A 20,624-nucleotide genomic window follows, 5' to 3' on the forward strand; every position below is an offset into this window, starting at 1 on the left:
GGGGGGCCCTGACCGGAGGTCGCGGGCACGCTATGGTCCGTCACGGTCCCCGCCGTGGTGCCCCGTCGCATGCGGGTGTCGCGTCGGTGGCCGTAGCCCCTGCGCGTCACCGCGCGCGACCTTTCACCCCGGAAGGAACGACCGTGACGGTTACGGAAGAGACCGCTGCCGCCTCGCACTACGACCGCATCGGCGGCGCGAGTTCGGTGAAGGCGGCCGTCGAGCTGTTCTACGACAAGGTCCTCGCCGATCCCGAGCTGGCGGGCTATTTCGCCACTGTGGACATGCCGACTCAGCGTCGACACCTGGCGTTGATGTTGACGGTGGTGTTGGGCGGCCCGAACGAGTACGCGGGTCGCGGTCTGGCCGAGGCGCACCAGCCGCTGGGCATTCCGGCGGAGCACTACGCGAAGGTGGGCGTGCACCTGATCACGACGCTGACGGAGCTGGGTGTGCCGGCCGACGTCCTGGACGACGTGCGCACGGTGCTCGGGCAGGTGCAGGACCAGGTGGTGTCCACCGGAGAGCGTCCGGGCGTCTGAGCGTGGACGCAGCCCGACTCAAGCAGAGCTGGTCCCTCGTCGCCGCGCACGGCGACGAGGTGCCGCTCTACTTCTATTCGACGTTGTTCCTGGCCCATCCCGAGACGCGGCAGATGTTCCCGACGAACATGGCGGGGCAGCGGGATCGCCTCGTCACCGCGTTGGGGCACATCGTGTCGCATGTGGACCAGGTCGATCGGCTGGTGGGTTTCCTGCAGGACCTCGGCGCGGACCACCGGAAGTTCGCGGTGCGCGCGGAGCACTACCCGGCGGTCGGTGAGGCGCTGTTGGCGACGTTGCAGCATTTCCTGGCCGAGGAGTGGACGGACGAGCTGGCTCAGGACTGGGCAGGCGCGTACGGGTTGGTCGCGCAGGTGATGACGGAGGCGGCGCAGGCCGCCGAGGCGGTGAATCCGCCGTGGTGGGTGGCGGAGATCGTGGCCCACGAGCGGCGGGCGTTCGACGTGGCGGTGTTGACGGTGCGTCCGCAGTACCTGTTGCCGTTCACTCCGGGTCAGTCGATCGGGGTGTCGCATCCGTCGGTGCGGTCGTGGCGGTACTACTCGCCGGCGAACGCTCCGCGCGCGGACGGCACGTTGGAGTTGCATGTGCGGGCCGCTCCGGGTGGCGCGGTGTCGTCGCGGTTGGTGTACGGCTCGGCGGTGGGTGACCGTGTCAATCTGGCCGCGCCGGTGGGGGAGCGGTTGGCGTTGTGGTCGGCGGGTTCCAGTGACCTGTTGTTGTTGACGTCGGGCACGGGCTGGGCGCCGATGAAGGCGTTGGTGGAGCAGATCGCCGCGGAGGGCTCCCGTCGTCGGGTGGACCTGTACGTGGGTGCGCGTTCGCGCAGCGAGTTCTACGACAGTGACGCGATCGACAAGATGGCGTCGTCGTTCCCGTGGTTGACGGTGACGTACGTGGTGGGCGCGGACGTGAACCGGCCGGGTGAGTTCGTGCAGGCGGTGGACCGGGCGCTGGCCGACGGTGACTGGCGTTCGCGGCACGTGTACGTGTGCGGGTCGGACGAGATGGTGTCGCACGCGGCGCAGACGTTGGCGCGGGCGGGCTACCACGAGGGCCAGGTGCATCACGAGGGTCTGGGCAAGCAGTGGTACGGCCCGGCGTGGCGTACGGCGGTCCAGCAGTCGAGTGCAGGGGGTGACCAATGAGCGCGAGCCCGATCAGCCGGTACGACGGGATTCACGTGTCCGGCGGTGTGCAGGTGCGGATGACCCCCGACCGGGTTCGGCGGTGGGAGTTCGGTACGGCGCCGTTCGCACGGCGGGGCTACGACCACGCGGACGTGGACCGGTTCCGGGTGCAGGTCGCCGACGAGTTGGATCTGTTGGCGACGCAGATCGCGCATCTGCGGGCGGAGAACGAGCGGCTGACCGATCGGGTGGAGTTGCACCGCCACGGGGTGATCCCGAGCACTCCGGCGGCGGCGAAGGCGCCCGCGGCCAAGGAGGTGAACCTGCTGTCGGCGGCGCAGCGCGAGGCCGAGCAGATCATCGCGCAGGCGCACGACTACGCGCGGCGGGTCGCCGAGTACGCCCGGGTGCAGTACGAGAGTTACATGCGGGCGGCGGCGGAGGAGGCGAAGCAGGAGGCCGAGCGTGCGGTGGCGGAGTACCGCAGTTCGGCCGGGTCGAACTTCGACGACTCGGTGGCGACCCGGGAGGCGTTGCGGATCTTCGGCGAGATGATGGTGTCGCACATGCAGGCGGCGGCGCGGCATCTCGACGACGGCAGTGAGCAGTTGGTGCGCACCATGGACCGGATCGCGAAGGAGACGCCGGGGGCGCCCTTCGTGGGTGGTGCGGCGGGGCAGACGGCGCTGCCGCGTCACCACCAGCGCTGAACGCCTACCGGGGTTGGGGCCTGACGTGCGGGGGCCCAACCCCGGTAGCGGTTCAGGTGGTGGCGGCGCGGACCGCGTCGCCGATCGGTGTCGGTCCGCCGACGAGTTCCAGGGTCGCGCCGGCGGTGCGGGGCTCGTCCAGGAGCGCGGCGAGGACGAGGGCGACGTCGGCGCGGCTGATGGCGCCCCGGCCGGCGTGTGCGGTGAGGGTGACGTGGCCGGTGGGTTCGTCGTCGGTGAGACGGCCGGGCCGCAGTACCGTCCAGGCCAGGTCGCGGGCGCGCAGGTCGTCCTCGGCGGCGCGTTTGGCGCGCAGGTAGGCGGCCCACACGTCGTCGGTGCCGGCGGCGGGTGGCTTGTCCACGCCCATCGAGGAGACCAGCAGGTAGCGGTGGACGCCGGCGCGGGTGGCGGCGTCGGCGAGCAGTGCGGCGGCGGCCCGGTCGACGGTGTCCTTGCGGGCGGCGCCGCTGCCGGGCCCGGCGCCGGCGGCGAAGACGACCGCGTCGGCGTCGTGCAGGTGCGCGGCGACGTCGTCGACGTCGGCACGTTCCAGGTCGCAGAGGGCCGGGGTGGCCCCCGCGGCGCGAAGGTCGTCGACTTGGTCGGGGTTGCGGATCAGGCCGACGGCGGTGTCACCGCGGTCGGCGAGGTACCGCTCCGTCAGCAGGGCGATCTTGCCGTGGCCGCCGGCGATGACAACACGCATGTGCCCAACCTACCGGCGGCGTCGACGTCGGCGTGGGTCGCGGTCCAGCTCGCCCGCCGTCCCAGGGGCGGCCGCGACGGCGGGCCGTGTGCCCTCGGCCTCCTTTGGAGCTGACTCGTCTGCGACATCGTCAGCCGTGCACCCTGTGCCGCAGCCCGCAGCCCGCAGCCCGCAGCCCGCAGCCCGCAGCCCGCAGCCCGGGGGGCCGGGGCCGGGGCCGGGGCCGGGGGGCCGCAGCCCGCGAGCCGGGGGAGACCAGCGGGTGCGCCGTCCCCCGAGTCAGTCCTGACCGTCTGATTCGTTGCCGACATCAGCTCCAAAGGATCTGCGCACCACCCGCGCCGCCGCCGTTCGTACCGTCAGGCGCGCCGCCGCCGCCGTGGGCGCCGTCGGACACGCCGCCGCCGTGGGCGCCGTCAGCCGCCGGCACGGCCTCCCGGCGGGTGTTCGGCATCGGGGGGTGCGCTGAGGCAGCATGAAGGGGTGACGACGAGTGTGCAGGAGCTGGCCGCGCTGGTGGCCGGCGGTGGAGTGGTCGTGCTCAGCGGGGCGGGCCTGTCCACCGAGTCGGGCATCCCGGACTATCGGGGGCCCAGCGGGGTGGCCCGCCGGCACACCCCGATGACGTACCAGGCGTTCACCCGTGACCCCCTCGCCCGGCGGCGGTACTGGGCGCGGAGCCACCTGGGGTGGCGGTTGATCGCGCGGGCGACGCCGAACGACGGGCACCGGGCGGTGGCGCGGTTGCAGGATGCCGGCCTGGTCGACGCGGTGATCACGCAGAACGTGGACGGGTTGCACGGGGCGGCGGGCAGTGACCAGGTGGTGGAGCTGCACGGGCGCCTGGACGAGGTGACCTGCCTGGACTGCGGCAACCTGACCTCCCGTGAGGAGGTGGACCGGCGGCTGCGCGAGGCGAACCCCGACTTCGTGGCCGGGATCGCCGCGGTCAACCCGGACGGTGATGTTGATCTCCCGGACGAGCAGGTGGCGGGGTTCCTGCCGGTGGACTGCGGGATCTGCGGGACGGGGATGCTGAAACCGGACGTGGTGTTCTTCGGCGAGACGGTTCCGCCGCAGCGGGTGGCGCGGTGTTTCGCGCTGGTGGAGCAGGCCCGGGCGGTGGTGGTGCTCGGGTCGTCGTTGACGGTGATGTCGGGTCGACGGTTCGTGATCCGGGCCGCGAAAGAGGGCATTCCGGTGGCGATCGTCAACCAGGGGCCGACCCGGGGTGACGCGTACGCCACGGTGCGCGTCGACGCGCCACTGGGGGAGGTACTGCCGATGCTCGCCGAGCGGGTGACCGGCGCGTCGGCGGTTCCGGTGTGACAGCCGCCCCGGGGTAGGACATCTGCCGGAAACACCGGCGCTGGTAGCGTTGACCATGCCGGTACCACCCACGTGGGAGAGACCGCCCGGCAGTTCAGGCGGCGCCGAAGGGGCAAATCCTCCCCGGAACCTCTCAGGCAAAAGGACCTCGTGGGCAGGCACTGTGGAGCGCCCCGTGGGGTGTGACAGAGGGGGAGGCCGACCCGTCGACCTCGCCCGGGAGCGCCCCTGATGTCCCTAGAGCAGTTCGCCACCCGTCACATCGGCCCCGGCCCCGACGACGAGCGCCGCATGTTGGAGGTCGTCGGCCACGACTCCATCGACGAGCTGATGGACGCCGCGATCCCCGAGGTGATCCGCTGGCACGGCACCCTCGACCTGCCGGAGGCGGCCACCGAGGCCGAGGCCATCGCCGAGCTGCGGGCCCTGGCGGCCCGCAACACCGTCGCCGTGTCCATGATCGGCCTGGGCTACCACGGCACGCACACCCCGGCGGTGATCCGCCGCAACGTCCTCGAGGACCCGGCCTGGTACACGGCGTACACGCCGTACCAGCCGGAGATCAGCCAGGGCCGGCTGGAGGCGCTGCTGAACTTCCAGACCATGGTCACCGACCTGACCGGCCTGGCCACCGCGAACGCCTCGATGCTCGACGAGGGCACCGCCGCGGCGGAGGCCATGACCCTCGCGCGCCGCGCGTCCAAGAGCAAGAGCCCGGTGTACGTCGTCGACGCCGACGCCCTGCCGCAGACCATCGCCGTGATCACCAGCCGGGCGGTGCCGCTCGGCATCGACGTGCGGGTCGTCGACGTCGCGCGCGACGAGTTGCCGGCGGAGTTCTTCGGTCTGCACCTGCAGTACCCGGGGGCGTCCGGTGCGGTCCGCGACCACGCCGCCCTGGTGCAGGCGGCACACGCCGTGGGCGCCCTGGTGACCGTCGCGGCGGACCTGCTGGCGTTGACGCTGCTGCGCGCGCCGGGGGAGATCGGCGCGGACATCGCCGCCGGCACCACTCAGCGTTTCGGCGTACCCATGGGCTTCGGTGGGCCGCACGCCGGCTACCTGGCGGTGCGCGCGGGCCTGGAGCGGATGCTGCCCGGGCGCCTGGTCGGGGTGTCCCGCGACGCGGACGGCAACCCGGCGTACCGGCTGGCGTTGCAGACCCGCGAGCAGCACATCCGGCGGGAGAAGGCCACCAGCAACATCTGCACCGCGCAGGTGCTCCTGGCGGTGATGGCCGGCATGTACGCCGTCTACCACGGTCCGGACGGGCTGCGGGACATCGCGGCGCGTACCCACGCCATGGCGGCGCGGCTCGCGGCCGGGCTGCGCGCCGGCGGCGTGGACGTCGCGGACGTCGCGTTCTTCGACACCGTCACGGCGCGCGTGCCCGGTGGCGCGGCGCGGGTCGTCGCGGCGGCGGCCGAGCGGGGCGTGAACCTGCGCCTGGTCGACGCCGACCGGGTCGGGATGTCCTGCGACGAGACGACCACCGACGCGCACCTGCGCGAGGTGTGGGCGGCGTTCGGTGTGCCCGCGTTCGACGGTGACGTCGACGCGGCCCTGCCGGACGACCTGGCCCGGACGTCCGACTTCCTGACCCACCCGGTGTTCCGCAGCCACCACTCGGAGACGGCGATGCTGCGCTACCTGCGGCGGCTGTCGGACTTCGACTACGCCCTGGACCGGGGCATGATCCCGCTGGGGTCGTGCACGATGAAGCTGAACGCGACCACCGAGATGGAGCCGGTCAGCTGGGCGGAGTTCGCGCACATCCACCCGTTCGCGCCGGACGCGCAGACCGCCGGGTACCGGGAGATGATCGGCCAGTTGGAGTCGTGGCTGGCCGAGGTGACCGGCTACGACGCGGTCAGCGTGCAACCCAACGCCGGTTCGCAGGGCGAGTTGGCCGGCCTGCTGGCGATCCGCTCGTACCACGCGTCCCGGGGTGAGACGCACCGCGACGTCTGCCTGATCCCGTCGTCGGCGCACGGCACGAACGCGGCGTCGGCGGTCATGGCGGGCATGCGGGTCGTCGTGGTGGCCTGCGACGACGAGGGCAACGTCGACCTCGTCGACCTCGACGCGAAGATCGACAAGCACCGCGACGCGCTCGCCGCGATCATGGTGACGTACCCGTCGACGCACGGCGTGTACGAGACGGGCATCGCGTCGCTGTGCGCAAAGGTCCACGACGCCGGCGGTCAGGTGTACGTCGACGGTGCGAACCTCAACGCCCTCGTCGGGTACGCCAAGCCGGGCAGGTTCGGCGCGGACGTGTCGCACCTGAACCTGCACAAGACGTTCTGCATCCCGCACGGCGGCGGCGGTCCCGGCGTCGGCCCGGTGGCGGTGCGCGCACACCTCGCGCCGTTCCTGCCCGGTGACCCCCTCGGCGCGCACGTCGACGCCACCCCGGCGATCTCGGCGGCCAAGTACGGGTCGGCGGGCATCCTGCCGATCCCGTGGGCGTACCTGCGGATGATGGGCGCCGAAGGGCTGACCCGGGCCACCGGCGTGGCGGTCCTCGCGGCGAACTACGTGGCGGTGCGGCTGCGGGGGCACTACCCGGTGCTGTACGCCGGCAACAAGGGCCTGGTCGCGCACGAATGCATCCTCGACCTGCGGCCGTTGACGAAGGCGACCGGCGTGAGCGTCGACGACGTGGCGAAGCGGCTCATCGACTACGGCTTCCACGCCCCCACGATGTCGTTCCCCGTCGCGGGGACGCTGATGGTGGAGCCGACCGAGAGCGAGGACCTGGCCGAGCTGGACCGGTTCTGCGACGCGATGATCGCCATCCGCGCCGAGATCGAGCAGGTCGGCTCGGGGCAGTGGCCGGCGGGCGACAACCCCCTGGCGAACGCGCCGCACACCGCGGCGATGGTCAGCGGCGACGAGTGGCCCCACCCGTACCCGCGGTCGGTGGGTGCGTACCCGGCCGGCGTGGACCGGGCCGGGAAGTACTGGCCGCCGGTCAGGCGTATCGACGGCGCGTACGGCGACCGGAACCTGGTCTGCTCGTGCCCGTCGCCGGAGGCGTTCGAGGACTGACGGCGGGCACGCCGGGGCGGGCGGTATCGGCCCGTCCCGGCAGCCGCTGCGCAGATGGACAGCGACTCGGTGTGGTGACGCTGGGTGGTCGTTCAGGCCACGAGGGCGTGGCGGGCGGGGCCGCGGTGGGGTGCGATGCTACTGCCGTCGGGGAGCAGCTCGCCGGTGTCCTCGAAGACGATGACACCGTTGCAGAGCAGGCTCCAGCCCTGCTCAGGGAAGCAGGCGAGGACCCGGGCGGCTTCCCGGTCGGTGGCTTCAGCGGAGGGGCAGGTCGGTTGGTGCTGGCACATCGGGTTCTCCGGACTGTGGGGGCACTGTGTCATGGTTCACATGACCAGTGACGCACAGTACCAAGCGAAAGTGTCCAGCATCGAGCAGGTGTCGGCTTGGCGTACGGGAAATCCACTGAACGGATGAGGAAGATCGGACCATACGGCGTGGAAACGCTCCCACAGGTGCTGGTCGATGCGCCCGCGTCGCCACCCGGATGCCGCCACCGACTCGTCGAACGGGACCGCCTTCAGTGGCACCGCGCCGACGGCGGCGACCCCGCCGTACTCGCCGAGGAGTTCCTGGCCGCACACGGCCTGGACCTGCGCGACCTGAGCCGACCCGCCCCCACCCACCCGCGCGGCGACGCCTGCGGCGCGGCCCTCTACCTGTCCGCCGCCGCCGGCGCGCTACTGGCCGGCGCCCCGGCCACCGCGCCCGAACCCGCGCCCACCCTGCCCGACCTCGCCATCGTCATCTACGACCACGGACCCACCCGAACCGCCCCCACCGACCCGGCGACGCCCTGGTGGCTCGGCCCGTGGACCGAGAGCTGGACACCCGCGCAACACGCCGACGCCGTCGACGCCGTCCGCGCCGCCATCGGCCGCGGCGACATCTACCAGACCAACCTCGTCGGACACGCCGCCGCCCCCTACAGCGGCGACCCCCTGCCCGCCCTGCGCCGCCTCGGCGCGCTCCCCGGCGCCCGCTACGGCGGCGTCCTCACCGGCGACGGCTGGGCCATCGGCTGCGCCTCCCCGGAAACCCTCGTCGAGGTCCACGACGGCCAGATCATCACCCGACCCATCAAGGGCACCCGCCCCGCCACCGCCGCCGGCCGCGCCGAACTGCTCACCAGCGCCAAGGAACGCGCCGAACACATCATGATCGTCGACCTGGAACGCAACGACCTCGCCCGGATCGCCCGCACCGGCACCGTCACCGTCGACGACCTGTTCACCGTCCGCCGCTGGTGCGACCTGTGGCAGGCCGAATCCACCGTCCGCGCCCACGCCGTCGACGGCCTCGGCCTCGCCGACCTGCTCCGCGCCACCTGCCCCGGCGGCTCCGTCACCGGCGCACCGAAACTCGCCGCCCTCACCCACATCGCCGCCGCGGAACCCGTCGGCCGCGGCGCCAGCATGGGCGCCCTCGGCTGGATCGCCCCCGGCCGGATCGACCTCGGCCTCACCATCCGCACCGCCGCCGCCGACGGCGACGCCCTGCACACCTGGGCCGGCGGCGGCATCACCTGGGACAGCGACCCCACCGCCGAGGTCGCCGAGGCCGCCGCGAAGACCGCGCCCGTCCGCGCCACCCTGGCCGGACACTGACACCACCACCACCACCACCGGCGATACGCTGAACCCCATGACCATGCGGCCCATCCGGATCATCGGCGACCCCGTCCTGCGCACCGAAGCCGAGCCCGTCACCACCTTCGACGCCGAACTGCGCGCCCTGGTCACCGACCTGATGGACACCCTGCTCGGCGAACCCGGCCGCGCCGGCGTCGCCGCACCCCAGATCGGCGTCAGCGCCCAGGTCTTCGTCTACGACGCCGACGGCCACCGGGGCCACCTCATCAACCCCACCCTCGAACTGTCCGACGAACTCCAGGACGACGAGGAAGGCTGCCTGTCCATCCCCGGCCTGTACTTCCCGACCGTGCGCGCCCTGCACGCCACCGCCCACGGCGTCGACCAGCACGGCGAACCGTTGACCATCAGCGGCAGCGGATTCCTCGCCCGCGCCCTGCAACACGAGACCGACCACCTGCGCGGCACCCTCTACGTCGACACCCTGCGCGGCGACACCCGCCGCCGGGCCCTGCGCGAGATCCGCGCCGGCCGCTTCGACTCACCCAGCCGCCGCAGCTGACACCCGGCCCCTCAGGCCGCCCACTGGTCGTAACCCAGCTTCGCCACCAACGCCAGCACCACCACCAGCAACACCACCCGCACGAACCCCGACCCGCGCCGCAACGCCATCCGCGCACCCACCACCGCGCCGGCGATGTTGCACACCGCCATCGCCGCGCCCAACCACCACCACACGTGCCCGGTCACCGCGAACACCACCAACGCACCCAGATTCGTACCCGCGTTGACGACCTTCGCCATCGCCGACCCGTGCACGAAATCCGCACCCACCAACGTCGTGAACGCCAGCACCAGAAACGTGCCCGTACCCGGCCCGATCAACCCGTCGTACAGGGCAATGCCCACACCCGCCACACCGATCGCCGCCGCCACCCGCGCCCGCGTCCGCCGCGCCGGCAGAGCCACCACCCCCAACCGGGGACGCAACAGCACGAACACGGCCACCGCCACCAGGACCACCAACACCACCGGCCGGTACGCCGACGCCGGCACCGCCCCGGCCAACGCCGCGCCCACCCCCGCACTGAGCACCGCCACACCCGCGGCCGGCCCCGCCACCCGCCAATCCACCTTCGTGCGCCGCGCGTACGTCGCCGCCGCCGTCGCCGTACCGAAGATCGCCGCCAACTTGTTCGTGCCCAACGCGGTGGCCACCGGCACACCCGGAGCGGCCACCAACAACGCCGGCAGCAGCAACAACCCGCCACCACCGACCACGGCATCCACCCACCCGGCCATCGCCGCGGCGGCCAACAGGGTGCTCAGCGATACGGCGTCCACGGCCGGCAAGTCTGCCCGCCCGACACACCCCACCGACCCGTGAAGTGGCACGACTCACCGCTCACCGATCCCGCCTCCGCCGCAACCACACCCCCCACGCCCCGACCGCCACGAACACCAGCATCGAACACAGCAACAGCTTCACCACACGGCAACCCTGCCACGGGCACGTAAGGTGCAGGAGTGCGCCTGGCCACCTTCAACCTGCTGCACGGACGATCCCTCACCGACGGCCTCGTCGACCCCGACCGGCTCACCGCCGCCGTACGCGCTCTCGACGCCGACGTCCTCGCCCTGCAGGAAGTCGACCGCGACCAACACCGCAGCGGCAACCTCGACCTCACCGCCATCGCCGCCCACGCCCTCGACGCGCCACACCACCGCTTCGCGGCCGCCGTCGTCGGCACCCCCGGCGAACGATTCCGCCCCCTGCGCCACGACGACGACGGCCACGGCGAACCCTGCTACGGCATCGGCCTCATCAGCCGCCACCCCGTACGCAGCTGGCACATCACCCGACTCAAACCCGCGCCCGTACGCTCACCCGTCTACGTCCCCGGCCCCGGCGGCGGCCTCATCCTCCTCGACGACGAACCCCGCGTCGTCCTCGCCGCCATCCTGGACACCCCCCACGGCCCACTCACCGTCGCCGCGACCCACCTGTCCTTCGTACCCGGCTGGAACGCCCACCAACTCCGCCAGACCGTGCGCGCCCTGCGCGCCCTACCCGGCCCCCGCATCCTGCTCGGCGACCTCAACCTCCCCGCCGGCCCGGTCCGCCTCGTGTCCCGCTGGCAGCCACTCGGCCGCCGCCCCACCTACCCCGCCGGACAACCCCGCGTCCAACTCGACCACATCCTCGCCGACCGACACGCCCTCGACGCCCTCCCACCCGTACGGGCCGTCACCACACCGGCGTCCACCATCTCCGACCACCGACCCCTGCTCGTCGACCTCGGCTGAGCCGCCGCGCACGCTCAGCGCGGCCCGTCACCCTCCGCCGACACCAGAGCAGCCAACACCCGATGGGTACGACTCGCGCGAATCGCCTCCCGCTGCTGCCCGGCCGTCACCTCGATGTACGTCTGCGACGACGCCAACGAGGCATGCCCCAACAACCGCATGATCTCCGCCGCGCCCGCCCCGTCCTCCGCCAACCGGGTGGCGAACGTGTGCCGCAACGCGTGCAACCGCGCCCCCTTCGGCACCCGGTCACCGATACCCGCCCGCCGGTAACACGACTCGACCAGATACTGCAGACCACCACGGCGCAACGGCTCACCCCGCCGGTCCACCAGCAACGCCGAGTCGGGGCGTACCGACCGCGACCCGAAACGCCGCGCCCGACTCGCCAGATAGTCCATCAGCACCCGGTCCAGATCCGCCTCGATCGGCACCACCCGAGGCCGCCCACCCTTGCCCGCCACCTCCACACGCCGCTCACCCGGACGCCCGCCCAGCGACCCCACCCGCAATGCCAGCAGCTCCGACAGGCGCAAGCCGGCGCACAGCGCCACCGCCAACACCGCCATGTCCCGCTCCGGCCACGGGTCCCGCTGCCGCCCGTCGTCACGCGCCACCGACGCCAGCAGCACCTCGGGCGTGTCCGCGCCGCGCAGCGGCTTCGGCTCGGGCAGGACGGCCCGAGGCCGATCGACCGCCGGCATCGGGTTGCCCGCCACCACACCGTCGGTCACCAGGAAGGTGAAGAAGCTGTTCCAGGTGGACCAGGCGCGGTGCACCGACGCGGGGGCCCGGGGAGCGGCGAACCGGGCGAACGCCGCCCGCAGCACACGAGGGGACAGGTCGGTGATCGTCAGCTCGTCGAGGGGGAGGGGAGTGGCGTCACCGTCGGCGACCAGGGCGGCGACGGCGTACAGGTCACGCCGGTAGGCCGCCAGGGTGTGGGGGGAGGGCTTACGGGTGGCCCGAGCGGTCAGGAACTCCTCGATCAGCACCTTGAGCGATTCGTCCTGTTTGTCATGCATAAGCCATATTATGCATGACTCTCGCGTTGCTCGACAGAGGGGAGAGGGGGAGCACGGGCAGGCGCTCGCCGGCCGATCTGGTCGCCGCCCGGCCCGGGCAACGACGACCTCGACGTTCGAGGCGAGCTGCGGCGTTGGCCGTGCGAGGCCTGCCATCCGCCCGACGCTCTCGAACCGCGAGACCGCCCATGATCGTGCTCGATCCAGGATCGAGTGGTCTCGCTGCGCGGTGGAGGCCACTACTTCCTGGTTCGAGCGCGATCATGCCGTGTACGACCGGGGGGCTCGGGGAGCTCGAGGGAAGGCCCTTCCGGAGTCAACTTTACATAATGTGCATTATCGAATGTGGAGCGGCACCCGGAGATTGATCCGGTGGGCTAGCGTGTCGTCGATCTACTGGGGAGATTCCCCGCAGCCTTGTACGGAAAGAAGCAATCACGTGTCTTTGTGGAAGAAGGCCGCCGTCGTCGCGGTCTCGGCGCTCACGGCGCTCGCCGCCTCCGCCTGCGGTGTGACGACCGGTTCGTCGGGTTCGTCCGACGCGCCGAAGCAGGCCAGCGTCCTTGAGCTGCTGGCCAGTGACCTCAAGGGGTCGTTGCAGAAGACGATGGACGTCACCGACAAGAGCGACTCGGTGACGATGACGATGACGGGCACGACCGGCGGCGAGAAGATCTCGATGAAGGGTGTCATGGACCTGGGTGACCCGGTCAAGGCCGAGATGTCGATGGAGGACCCGGCCGACGGCACGACCACCGTCCGCCTGATCGGGGCGGTGTTCTACGTCGAGGTACCGGCGAAGAACCGCGCGAGCATGGGCGGCAAGCGCTGGCTGAAGATGGACATGGCCAGCGTCGGCAAGCAGGCCGGGATGGACTTCAGCAAGCAGTTCGAGGACATCGACCCGACCAAGCAGGTCAAGACGCTGCTCGCTTCCGAGGGCGTGAAGGTCGTCGGTGAGGAGACGGTGAACGGGGCGAAGACGGTTCACTACACCGTCACCACTCCGGTGGCGACGCAGCTCGCTCAGGTCGACGCCAAGCTGCGGGCCGGCGTCGAGAAGCAGTTCACCGCCGCGGGCGTCAAGGAGATCACGATCGATCTCTGGGTCGACGAGCAGTACCGGCCGCGTCGTGCGGCCACCGTCATGGGCGCGATGGGCGACATGGTGGTGGACTACACCGACTACGGCAAGGCGGTCACCATCGAGACGCCGCCGGCGGCGGAGACCACTGACTTCGCCGAGATGTTGAAGGGCCTGAGCACCGACAACTGATGCCAGCGGTGTGGCTGCCCTGCCGGCGCGGAGACGCGGCGGCAGGGCAGCGTCGTTTCGGCCGCCTCTCCCCCAGCTCGGCTTGTCGACGTGGCTGGGTATCAGTGCGGTACGCCGGCTGGGAACTCCTCGACCCCCAGCACGCGCAGCAGTTCAAGCTTCTCCCGGGCCTCCGCGTCGGCCGGGGTCAGCACGAGCAGTTGCTGGCCCAGGTCGGGGGTGACGAGGGTTTCGCAGTCCATCGTGACGCGGCCGACGCGCGGGTGCCGGAACGTCTTGCGGTCGGCCCGGCGCACCGCCACCTCGTGCTCGGCCCACAGTCGGCGGAAGTCGTCGCTCGCCGCCCGCAACCGTTCGATCAGGCCGGTCACCACGGGGTCGCCGGCCCGCCGGCCGGCCACGGCGCGTAGGTCGGCGACCTGCTGGCGGGCGTGCCGCTGCCATTCGTCGGGGCCGTAGAGGTCGCGGATGGTCGGGTCGGTGAAGTAGCGGTACGCGACGTAGCGTCGATCGCCGGTCAGTCCGGTGGTGTGGTTGCCGCTGAGCAGGATCGACATGCGGTTCTGCGCCAGGATCTCGCCGAGGTCGGACAGGACCATGGCGGGGGTGTCGCCCACCAGGTCGAGCATGCGGACCAGGCCGGTCCGGGCGAGGCGGGCGGTGCCGTCGGCGGGCGGCGGCTGGTGGCCGGCCAGGTGGAACAGGTGGTTTCGCTCGTCGTCGGTCAGGCGCAGGGCGCGGGCAAGGGCGCCGAGCAGCTGGGTTGACGGCTGGCTGCTGCGGCCCTGCTCGAGGCGGACGACGTAGTCGACGGACATGCCGGCGAGCATGGCGACTTCCTCGCGGCGCAGGCCGGCGGTGCGGCGGCGGGGGCCGTCGGCGATGCCGACCTCGGCGGGGCGGATGGCCTGGCGCCGGCGCCGTAGGAAGTCGGCGAGCTGCTCGCGCTGCATGCCTCCATGCTCCCTCGGGGACCGGGCGTCGAGCCAGGGAGTGGCGCTCCCACGATAAGGGCTCCGCTGCCGGAGGGCCGGGATGCGGCGCAGGGTGGAGGGGAGATCGACCGCTGAGGGAGAGTTTCGATGCAGACACGCACTCTGGGCAAGACGGGTCCCACGGTTTCGGCGGTGGGGCTGGGGGCGATGAGTATGTCGGGCGCGTACGGCCCGGCCGATCGTGAGGAGAGCATCGCCACCGTACGGGCCGCGTTGGACGCGGGGGTCACGCTTGTCGACACCGGTGACTTCTATGGGATGGGGCACAACGAGCTGCTGCTGTCGGAGGCGTTGCGCGGACGCGAGCGGGACAGCTATCTGCTGAGTGTGAAGTTCGGGCAGCAGGTGGGGCCGGGTATGCGGTTCGCCGGCCAGGATTCCCGCCCGGCTTCGGTGCGGAATTTCCTGAGCTACTCGCTGACCCGGCTCGGCGTCGACTACGTGGACATCTACCGGCCGGCCCGGCTCGACCGGTCGGTGCCGATCGAGGACACGGTCGGCGCGATCAAGGAGCTGATCGACGCCGGTTACGTACGATATGTGGGGCTTTCCGAGGTTGATGCGGAGACCGTCCGGCGGGCGCACGCCGTCCATCCGGTCGCTGATCTTCAGATCGAGTATTCGTTGCTGTCGCGGGCGGTCGAGGCCGAGGTGCTGCCCGTGCTGCGGGAGCTGGGCATCGGGCTGACCGCGTACGGGGTGCTGAGCCGTGGTCTGCTCTCGGGGAACTGGGTGCCGGGGCGGGCGGACGATGCGCGTAACCGCAGTCCTCGCTTCTTGGCCGAGAACGCGTCGCACAACCTCGCGCTGGTGGAGGCATTGCGCCGGGTCGCCGACGCGAAGGGGTGCACGGTGGCGCAGTTGGCGATCGCGTGGGTGGCGGCGCAGGATCCGTCGATCGTTGCGCTGGTCGGTGCGCGTACCAGGGATCGGCTGGCCGAGGCGTTGCCGGCGCTGGACGTGGAGCTGTCGGCCGGGGATCTGGAAGAGATTGAGGCGGCCGTGCCGAAGGGTGCCGCGCGGGGTGACCGTTACCCGGCGGCGTTCATGTCGGGCCTCGGCGTCGGTAACTAGTGCCTCGTCGTGCCGCCTCGGCCGGGTGGTGTGGGATGGCTGTCCGGCCGGCGCGGGGACGTGCCGGCCGGACAGCGCGGTTCGGGCAGCCCTTGTCCCCCAGGCCTGGTCAGTCGAACTGGTCGGCCAGCTTGCGCAGCTTGTCGACGTACGCCGGCCAGTCGTACTCGGGGATGCTGGTGCCGTCCTTGCGCCACCCGACCGCCCCGTCGTGCTGCTCGCGCATGATGTCCAGGTGGCCGGCGTGGCGGGCGAGGTCGCCGGTCACGTGCGCGATGACCCGGGCCAGTGTCACGTCCTGGCGGCCGGGTTGCCACCAGGACACCCGCCCTGGCGCGTCGAGCGGCAGTTGGTCGATCGTCTCGTCGGCGAAGGCGCCGACGCGGCGGTACAGGTCGACGAGGCCGTCCTTGGTCTCGTTCTCGTACGCGTACCAGTCCGCCTGGGGGTCGTCGTCGAACGCTTCGAGCGGGACCAGCTCCGCCGGTGTGGGGAACTCGCGGCCGAAGGTGGGCCCGAAGTAGGCGGCCTCGACGTTGAGGCAGTGTTTGACGACGCCCAGCATGTTGTTGCCGGTGGCGGTGCGGGGCGTTCTGGCGTCGCGTTCGCCGATGCCGTCGAGTTTCCAGATGAGGTCGTCGCGGGTCCTGCGGAGGTAGTAGTGCAGCGCGGCCTTGATGTCGCCCAGGTCAGCCATGGCGGTCATTGTCGCGTACCGGCGTCGGGTTGTGGGGTTCGGCGGAGCCAGGCCTGGGTGTGGGCGTATCGGCGTGCGGGGTGCGGCGGCGGGGTTCGTGAGCCGTAGGATGATCGAGAGCCGTCGATCCGGGTGGGCGTCGTGCGCCTCGCGGCCCGAGCTGCGGGTTTGTGGCCAGCTGTCGCCGACCTCACGTGGGCCGCTCGCTGGGAATTCCTTCGGTGGGATGCGCCGTTGTCCGTTCGGAAGATCAGGTCCACATGATCGGATGGAAGTGTCATGCACGTGCGCTCAGACGCGGTTGTGCTGTTCGGCGTGACAGGCGATCTTGTCTCGAAGAAGCTGTTTCCGGCGCTGTACGAGTTGACGCGGCGGGGACGTCTCGACGTTCCGGTGATCGGGGTGGCCCGCTCCCCCTGGGATGACCAGCAGTTGGTGACGACCGCCCGTAAGTCGGTGGCGGAGGCCACGGACGAGGTGGATGACGAGACGTTCGACGCGTTGGCGGCCAATCTGTCGATGATCTCCGGGGATTACGCGGATCCGGCGACGTACGAGCGGCTGGCGGAGCGTCTGCGCGACGCGCAGCGGCCGATCTTCTACCTGGCGATTCCGCCCATGGTGTTCGGCGCGGTGGTGCAGGGCCTGGCGGCGGTCGGGTTGGCCGATCGTGGTCGGGTGATCGTGGAGAAGCCGTTCGGGCGTGATCTGGCGTCGTCGCAGGAGTTGGAGCGGACGCTGGGGGCGGCCTTCGACGCGAGTCGGGTGTTCCGGATCGACCACTACCTCGGCAAGGAGGCGGTGGAGGGTTTGTACGCGTTCCGGTTCGCCAACCGGCTGTTCGAGCCGTTGTGGAACCGTGAGCACGTCGACAACGTGCAGGTGACGCTCGCCGAGGGTTTCGGTACGCAGGGTCGGGCCGGTTTCTACGACACGGTGGGTGCGACGCGGGACGTGTTGCAGAACCACATTTTGCAGGTCGTGGCGTTGATCGCGATGGACGCGCCGGCGGGTGACGACGTGGACGCGTTCCGCGAGGCGGAGGCGGCGGTGCTGCGGCGGATCGCGCCGTTGTCGCCGGAGTCGACGGTGCGGGGGCAGTACGCGGGTTACCGCGACGAGCCGGGTGTCGCGCCGGATTCGAACACGGAGACGTTCGTGGCGACGCGGTTGACGGTGGATTCGCCCCGGTGGGCGGGTGTGCCGTTCTATCTGCGCACGGGTAAGTCGTTGCCGGGGACGGCGACGGAGGTGGTAATCGAGTTCAAGCGGCCGCAGCGGTCGTTGATCCCTGCCGAGGGTGGGGCGGTGCCGCCGGCGAACCTGTTGCGGTTCCGGTTGGGTCGTGGGGACGGCATCACGATGTCGATCCAGGCGAAGAGTCCGGGCGCGGAGGTGACGAGTCGACCGGTGGATCTGTCGGTGGACTTCGGCGCGGCGTTGGGTCGGCGTCAGGAGGCGTACGAGCGGTTGCTCGACGACGCGATGGACGGGCAGCATCTGCGGTTCGCGCGTGCGGAGACGATTCGGCAGGAGTGGCGGATCGTGGAGCCGATCCTGGATCTGGCGGCGCCGGTGCGGTCGTACGACAGGGGTAGTTGGGGTCCGGCGGACGCGGATGCGTTGGCGGGCGGCTGGCACGCGCCGGACCTGGGGTAGGCGCGGCGTGGGCTGAGTGACCGCTCAGCTCACGGGAGGGACCGTCCGGCGACGGTGAGGTTTGCTCCTCGGGTGCGGGGTGGGCACGTTGTTGCCACGTTCCGTCCGCCTCCGAGAGGAAGCAGCGCATGCTGTCCGCACTCGATCGTCGGCACACCGTCGCGCCACCCGGCTACAGCCGGTGGCTGATTCCCCCGGCGGCGTTGGCCATCCACCTCTGTATCGGTCAGGTCTACGCCACGAGCGTCTACAAGAATTCGTTGATCGCCCACTTCGACACGGGTCAGACCGCGATCGGGGTGATCTTCAGCATCGCGATCGTGATGCTGGGGTTGTCCGCCGCGGTGGCCGGAACGTGGGTGGAGGCGAACGGGCCGCGTAAGGCGATGTTCGTGTCGGCCTGCTTCTGGGCGACAGGTTTCCTGGTGGGGTCGCTGGGCATCGCCACGAAGCAGTTGTGGCTGCTGTACCTGGGGTACGGCCTGCTGGGCGGCATCGGCCTGGGTATCGGGTACATCTCCCCCGTGTCCACGCTGATCAAGTGGTTCCCGGACCGGCCGGGTCTGGCAACCGGTTTGGCGATCATGGGGTTCGGTGGTGGGGCGATGGTGGCCTCTCCCCTGTCGCGGCAGTTGCTGTCGTTCTACGACCCCGGTTACGACCCGTCGAACGCGGGTTCGACGGCGTCGGGCAGCGCGCTGGTGTGGTTGTTCGTGACGCTGGGCCTGGGCTACTTCGTGATCATGATGTTCGGGGTGGCGAACGTGCGGGTGCCGGCCGAGGGTTGGCGGCCGGCGGGCTTCGACCCGGGGTCGGTGGCGGCGAAGCCGCTGGTCACGACGGCGAACGTGTCGGCGGCGAACGCGGTGAAGACCCGCTCGTTCTGGCTGTTGTGGGTGGTGTTGTTCTGCAACGTGACGGCCGGGATCGGCATCCTGGAGCAGGCCAGCCCGATGATCCAGGACTTCTTCCGGGACAACGGGACGTCGGCGGTGTCGGTGGCGGCGGCCGGCGGGTTCGTGGGTCTGCTGTCGCTGTTCAACATGGCGGGCCGGTTCGTGTGGTCGTCGACGTCGGACGTCATCGGCCGTAAGCCGATCTACCTGGTGTATCTCGGTGTGGGCATGGTGATGTACGCGCTGCTGGCCCTGTTCGGGCACACGGCGACGGCGTTGTTCGTGCTGTTCGCGTGCGTGATCCTGTCGTTCTACGGCGGTGGGTTCGCGACCGTGCCGGCGTACCTGCGGGACCTGTTCGGCACGTATCAGGTGGGGGCGATCCACGGCCGGCTGTTGACGGCCTGGTCGGCGGCGGGTGTCGCGGGGCCGTTGATCGTGAACGGGTTCCTCGACGCGCAGGGCAAGCCGGGCACGTTGACGGCGGCGGCGTACCGGCCGGCGCTGTTCACGATGGTGGGTGTCCTGGCGGTCGGTTTCGTGGCGAACCTGCTGGTGCGGCCGGTGCCGCAGCGCTATCACGAGCCGGCGCGGGACGAGAGCGCGGACGACGACACGGCGGTCGAGAGGAGCGGTACGCGATGAGCGACGACGGTCGGAGCGGGCAGCAGGCCCGGTTGTGGATTTCCTGGCTGGTGGTGGCGGTGCTGCTCGGCTACGGGGTCGTGCAGACGGTGATCACGGCGGCGAAGCTGTTCACGCACTGAGAGCGGTGAGCCGGGGCGCGTGTCTGCGCGCCTCGGCTCACAGGCCGCCGGAGACCCGCAGCACGGTGCCGGTGGCGTAGGAGGCGTCCGGGCTGAGGAGCCAGGCGATGGCGGCGGCGATCTCGTCGGGTTCGCCGGCGCGGCCCATCGGGATACGACCGGCGGCGCTGACGGCGCGGTCGGGTACGCCGGAGTCGGCGTGGATGTCGGTGCGTACGAGGCCGGGGGCGACGCCGTTGACGCGGATGCCGCGCGGGGCGAGTTCCTTGGACAGGCCCACGGTGAGGGTGTCGGTGGCGGCCTTCACGGCGGCGTAGTGCACGTACTCCCCCGGGCTGCCGAGGGTCGCGGCGGCCGAGGAGACGTTGACGATGGCGCCGCCGTCGGTGAGGCGGCGGGCGGCCTGCTGGGCGCAGAGGACGTACCCGATGAGGTTGACGTCGACGACGCGGCGCAGGTCGTCGACGCGCAGGTCGGTGAACGGGCCGATGAGGCTGGTGACGCCGGCGTTGTTGACCAGGCCGGTGAGGGGGCCGAGCTGCGCGGCGGCGTCGAACAGGGCGGTGACCTGGTCGGGGTCGGTGGTGTCGGCGCGTACGGCGATGGCCTGGACGCCGGTGGCGTGCAGGTCGGCCAGGACGGCCGCGGCGGCGTCGTCGTCGCGGCGGTAGCACAGGGCGATGTGGTGGCCGGCCGCGGCGAGGCGGCGGGCGGTGGCCGCGCCGATGCCGCGGCCTCCGCCGGTGATGACGGTGACGGGTGTCATGGCGGCTCCACGGGTGTGGGTGGGTTGCGCCGACGCTACCGTGACCGGCGCGGATCGGTCGTCGTAAGGAGG

The 20,624-nt window shown here is 71.3% G+C and carries 20 protein-coding genes and 1 riboswitch; of the genes, 13 read left to right on the forward strand and 7 right to left on the reverse strand.

The annotated features are described in order from the left end of the window. Positions 1-143: 143 nt before the first annotated feature. The 3 genes from ACQPZK_RS15305 to ACQPZK_RS15315 are packed head-to-tail and all read left to right on the forward strand — an operon-like array spanning position 144 to position 2,403. Entirely contained in the window at positions 144-542 is a 399-nt protein-coding gene (locus tag ACQPZK_RS15305) for a group I truncated hemoglobin (protein ID WP_433538927.1), read from the forward strand. Positions 543-544: 2 nt separating this feature from the next. Continuing rightward, complete coding sequence (locus ACQPZK_RS15310) at positions 545-1,711, forward strand: globin domain-containing protein (protein WP_433538928.1); 1,167 nt, start codon at positions 545-547, stop codon at positions 1,709-1,711. Next, positions 1,708-2,403, forward strand: a complete 696-nt coding sequence (locus ACQPZK_RS15315; protein WP_433538929.1) for a DivIVA domain-containing protein — start codon at positions 1,708-1,710, stop codon at positions 2,401-2,403. Before ACQPZK_RS15310 ends, ACQPZK_RS15315 begins: the two co-directional genes overlap by 4 nt. A 52-nt stretch (positions 2,404-2,455) precedes the next feature. Here the strand turns inward: ACQPZK_RS15315 and ACQPZK_RS15320 are convergent, their stop codons facing one another. Further along, positions 2,456-3,112 carry an NAD(P)H-binding protein gene (locus ACQPZK_RS15320; RefSeq protein WP_433538930.1) on the reverse strand — a complete coding sequence of 219 codons (657 nt, stop codon included), beginning with the start codon at positions 3,110-3,112 and terminating at the stop codon, positions 2,456-2,458. A gap of 483 nt (positions 3,113-3,595) precedes the next feature. Between ACQPZK_RS15320 and ACQPZK_RS15325 the strand changes: the two genes are divergently transcribed. Together ACQPZK_RS15325 and gcvP are read left to right on the forward strand one after the other, a co-directional pair. Next, positions 3,596-4,441: an NAD-dependent protein deacetylase gene (locus ACQPZK_RS15325; RefSeq protein ID WP_433538931.1), complete on the forward strand. Its 846-nt coding sequence runs from the start codon at positions 3,596-3,598 to the stop codon at positions 4,439-4,441. A gap of 63 nt (positions 4,442-4,504) precedes the next feature. After that, positions 4,505-4,600, forward strand: a riboswitch (glycine riboswitch). A gap of 72 nt (positions 4,601-4,672) precedes the next feature. Then, on the forward strand, positions 4,673-7,495 hold the full coding sequence (gene gcvP / locus ACQPZK_RS15330; RefSeq protein WP_433538932.1) for an aminomethyl-transferring glycine dehydrogenase: 2,823 nt from the start codon (positions 4,673-4,675) through the stop codon (positions 7,493-7,495). 92 nt (positions 7,496-7,587) lie between these two features. Here gcvP and ACQPZK_RS15335 read toward each other — a convergent pair whose 3' ends face one another. Next, positions 7,588-7,788 carry a DUF5999 family protein gene (locus tag ACQPZK_RS15335; protein ID WP_089000314.1) on the reverse strand — a complete coding sequence of 67 codons (201 nt, stop codon included), beginning with the start codon at positions 7,786-7,788 and terminating at the stop codon, positions 7,588-7,590. 123 nt (positions 7,789-7,911) lie between these two features. On the opposite strand from ACQPZK_RS15335, the gene ACQPZK_RS15340 reads away from it, so the two are divergent. After that, positions 7,912-9,105, forward strand: coding sequence for a chorismate-binding protein (locus ACQPZK_RS15340; protein ID WP_433538933.1), 1,194 nt, complete (start codon positions 7,912-7,914; stop codon positions 9,103-9,105). A 37-nt stretch (positions 9,106-9,142) separates the two neighbouring features. Beyond that, on the forward strand, positions 9,143-9,652 hold the full coding sequence (gene def, locus ACQPZK_RS15345; RefSeq protein WP_433538934.1) for a peptide deformylase: 510 nt from the start codon (positions 9,143-9,145) through the stop codon (positions 9,650-9,652). A gap of 11 nt (positions 9,653-9,663) precedes the next feature. Here def and ACQPZK_RS15350 read toward each other — a convergent pair whose 3' ends face one another. Continuing rightward, positions 9,664-10,380: an anion permease gene (locus ACQPZK_RS15350; RefSeq protein WP_433539222.1), complete on the reverse strand. Its 717-nt coding sequence runs from the start codon at positions 10,378-10,380 to the stop codon at positions 9,664-9,666. Between the two features lie 237 nt (positions 10,381-10,617). Here ACQPZK_RS15350 and ACQPZK_RS15355 point away from each other — a divergent pair, with 237 nt between their 5' ends. Next, positions 10,618-11,397, forward strand: a complete 780-nt coding sequence (locus ACQPZK_RS15355; protein WP_433538935.1) for an endonuclease/exonuclease/phosphatase family protein — start codon at positions 10,618-10,620, stop codon at positions 11,395-11,397. A gap of 14 nt (positions 11,398-11,411) precedes the next feature. Here ACQPZK_RS15355 and ACQPZK_RS15360 read toward each other — a convergent pair whose 3' ends face one another. After that, complete coding sequence (locus ACQPZK_RS15360) at positions 11,412-12,422, reverse strand: tyrosine-type recombinase/integrase (RefSeq protein WP_433538936.1); 1,011 nt, start codon at positions 12,420-12,422, stop codon at positions 11,412-11,414. Positions 12,423-12,861: 439 nt separating this feature from the next. Between ACQPZK_RS15360 and ACQPZK_RS15365 the strand changes: the two genes are divergently transcribed. Beyond that, a complete protein-coding gene (locus tag ACQPZK_RS15365) occupies positions 12,862-13,698 on the forward strand; it encodes a hypothetical protein (protein ID WP_433538937.1) in 837 nt (278 codons plus the stop codon). Positions 13,699-13,799: 101 nt separating this feature from the next. On the opposite strand, the gene ACQPZK_RS15370 is transcribed toward ACQPZK_RS15365, so the two are convergent. Then, the gene (locus ACQPZK_RS15370; RefSeq protein WP_433538938.1) at positions 13,800-14,651 is read right to left on the reverse strand and encodes a helix-turn-helix transcriptional regulator; all 852 of its coding nucleotides are present in this window, start codon (positions 14,649-14,651) and stop codon (positions 13,800-13,802) included. A gap of 129 nt (positions 14,652-14,780) precedes the next feature. On the opposite strand from ACQPZK_RS15370, the gene ACQPZK_RS15375 reads away from it, so the two are divergent. Then, positions 14,781-15,767 carry an aldo/keto reductase gene (locus ACQPZK_RS15375; RefSeq protein WP_433538939.1) on the forward strand — a complete coding sequence of 329 codons (987 nt, stop codon included), beginning with the start codon at positions 14,781-14,783 and terminating at the stop codon, positions 15,765-15,767. Between the two features lie 109 nt (positions 15,768-15,876). On the opposite strand, the gene ACQPZK_RS15380 is transcribed toward ACQPZK_RS15375, so the two are convergent. Then, complete coding sequence (locus tag ACQPZK_RS15380; RefSeq protein WP_433538940.1) at positions 15,877-16,464, reverse strand: DinB family protein; 588 nt, start codon at positions 16,462-16,464, stop codon at positions 15,877-15,879. A gap of 315 nt (positions 16,465-16,779) precedes the next feature. Between ACQPZK_RS15380 and zwf the strand changes: the two genes are divergently transcribed. From zwf to ACQPZK_RS15395, 3 genes are all read left to right on the forward strand, one after another. Continuing rightward, positions 16,780-18,123: a glucose-6-phosphate dehydrogenase gene (zwf, locus tag ACQPZK_RS15385; RefSeq protein WP_433538941.1), complete on the forward strand. Its 1,344-nt coding sequence runs from the start codon at positions 16,780-16,782 to the stop codon at positions 18,121-18,123. 128 nt (positions 18,124-18,251) lie between these two features. Further along, entirely contained in the window at positions 18,252-19,664 is a 1,413-nt protein-coding gene (locus ACQPZK_RS15390) for an OFA family MFS transporter (protein ID WP_433538942.1), read from the forward strand. After that, positions 19,661-19,786: an MFS transporter small subunit gene (locus ACQPZK_RS15395; protein ID WP_357118713.1), complete on the forward strand. Its 126-nt coding sequence runs from the start codon at positions 19,661-19,663 to the stop codon at positions 19,784-19,786. The genes ACQPZK_RS15390 and ACQPZK_RS15395 overlap by 4 nt, the downstream gene beginning before the upstream one ends. A 37-nt stretch (positions 19,787-19,823) precedes the next feature. On the opposite strand, the gene ACQPZK_RS15400 is transcribed toward ACQPZK_RS15395, so the two are convergent. Then, positions 19,824-20,552, reverse strand: coding sequence for an SDR family oxidoreductase (locus tag ACQPZK_RS15400; RefSeq protein WP_433538943.1), 729 nt, complete (start codon positions 20,550-20,552; stop codon positions 19,824-19,826). Positions 20,553-20,624 lie beyond the last annotated feature (72 nt).

This window comes from Micromonospora sp. CA-249363 (assembly GCF_050950185.1).
Taxonomy (GTDB): Bacteria; Actinomycetota; Actinomycetes; order Mycobacteriales; family Micromonosporaceae; genus Micromonospora.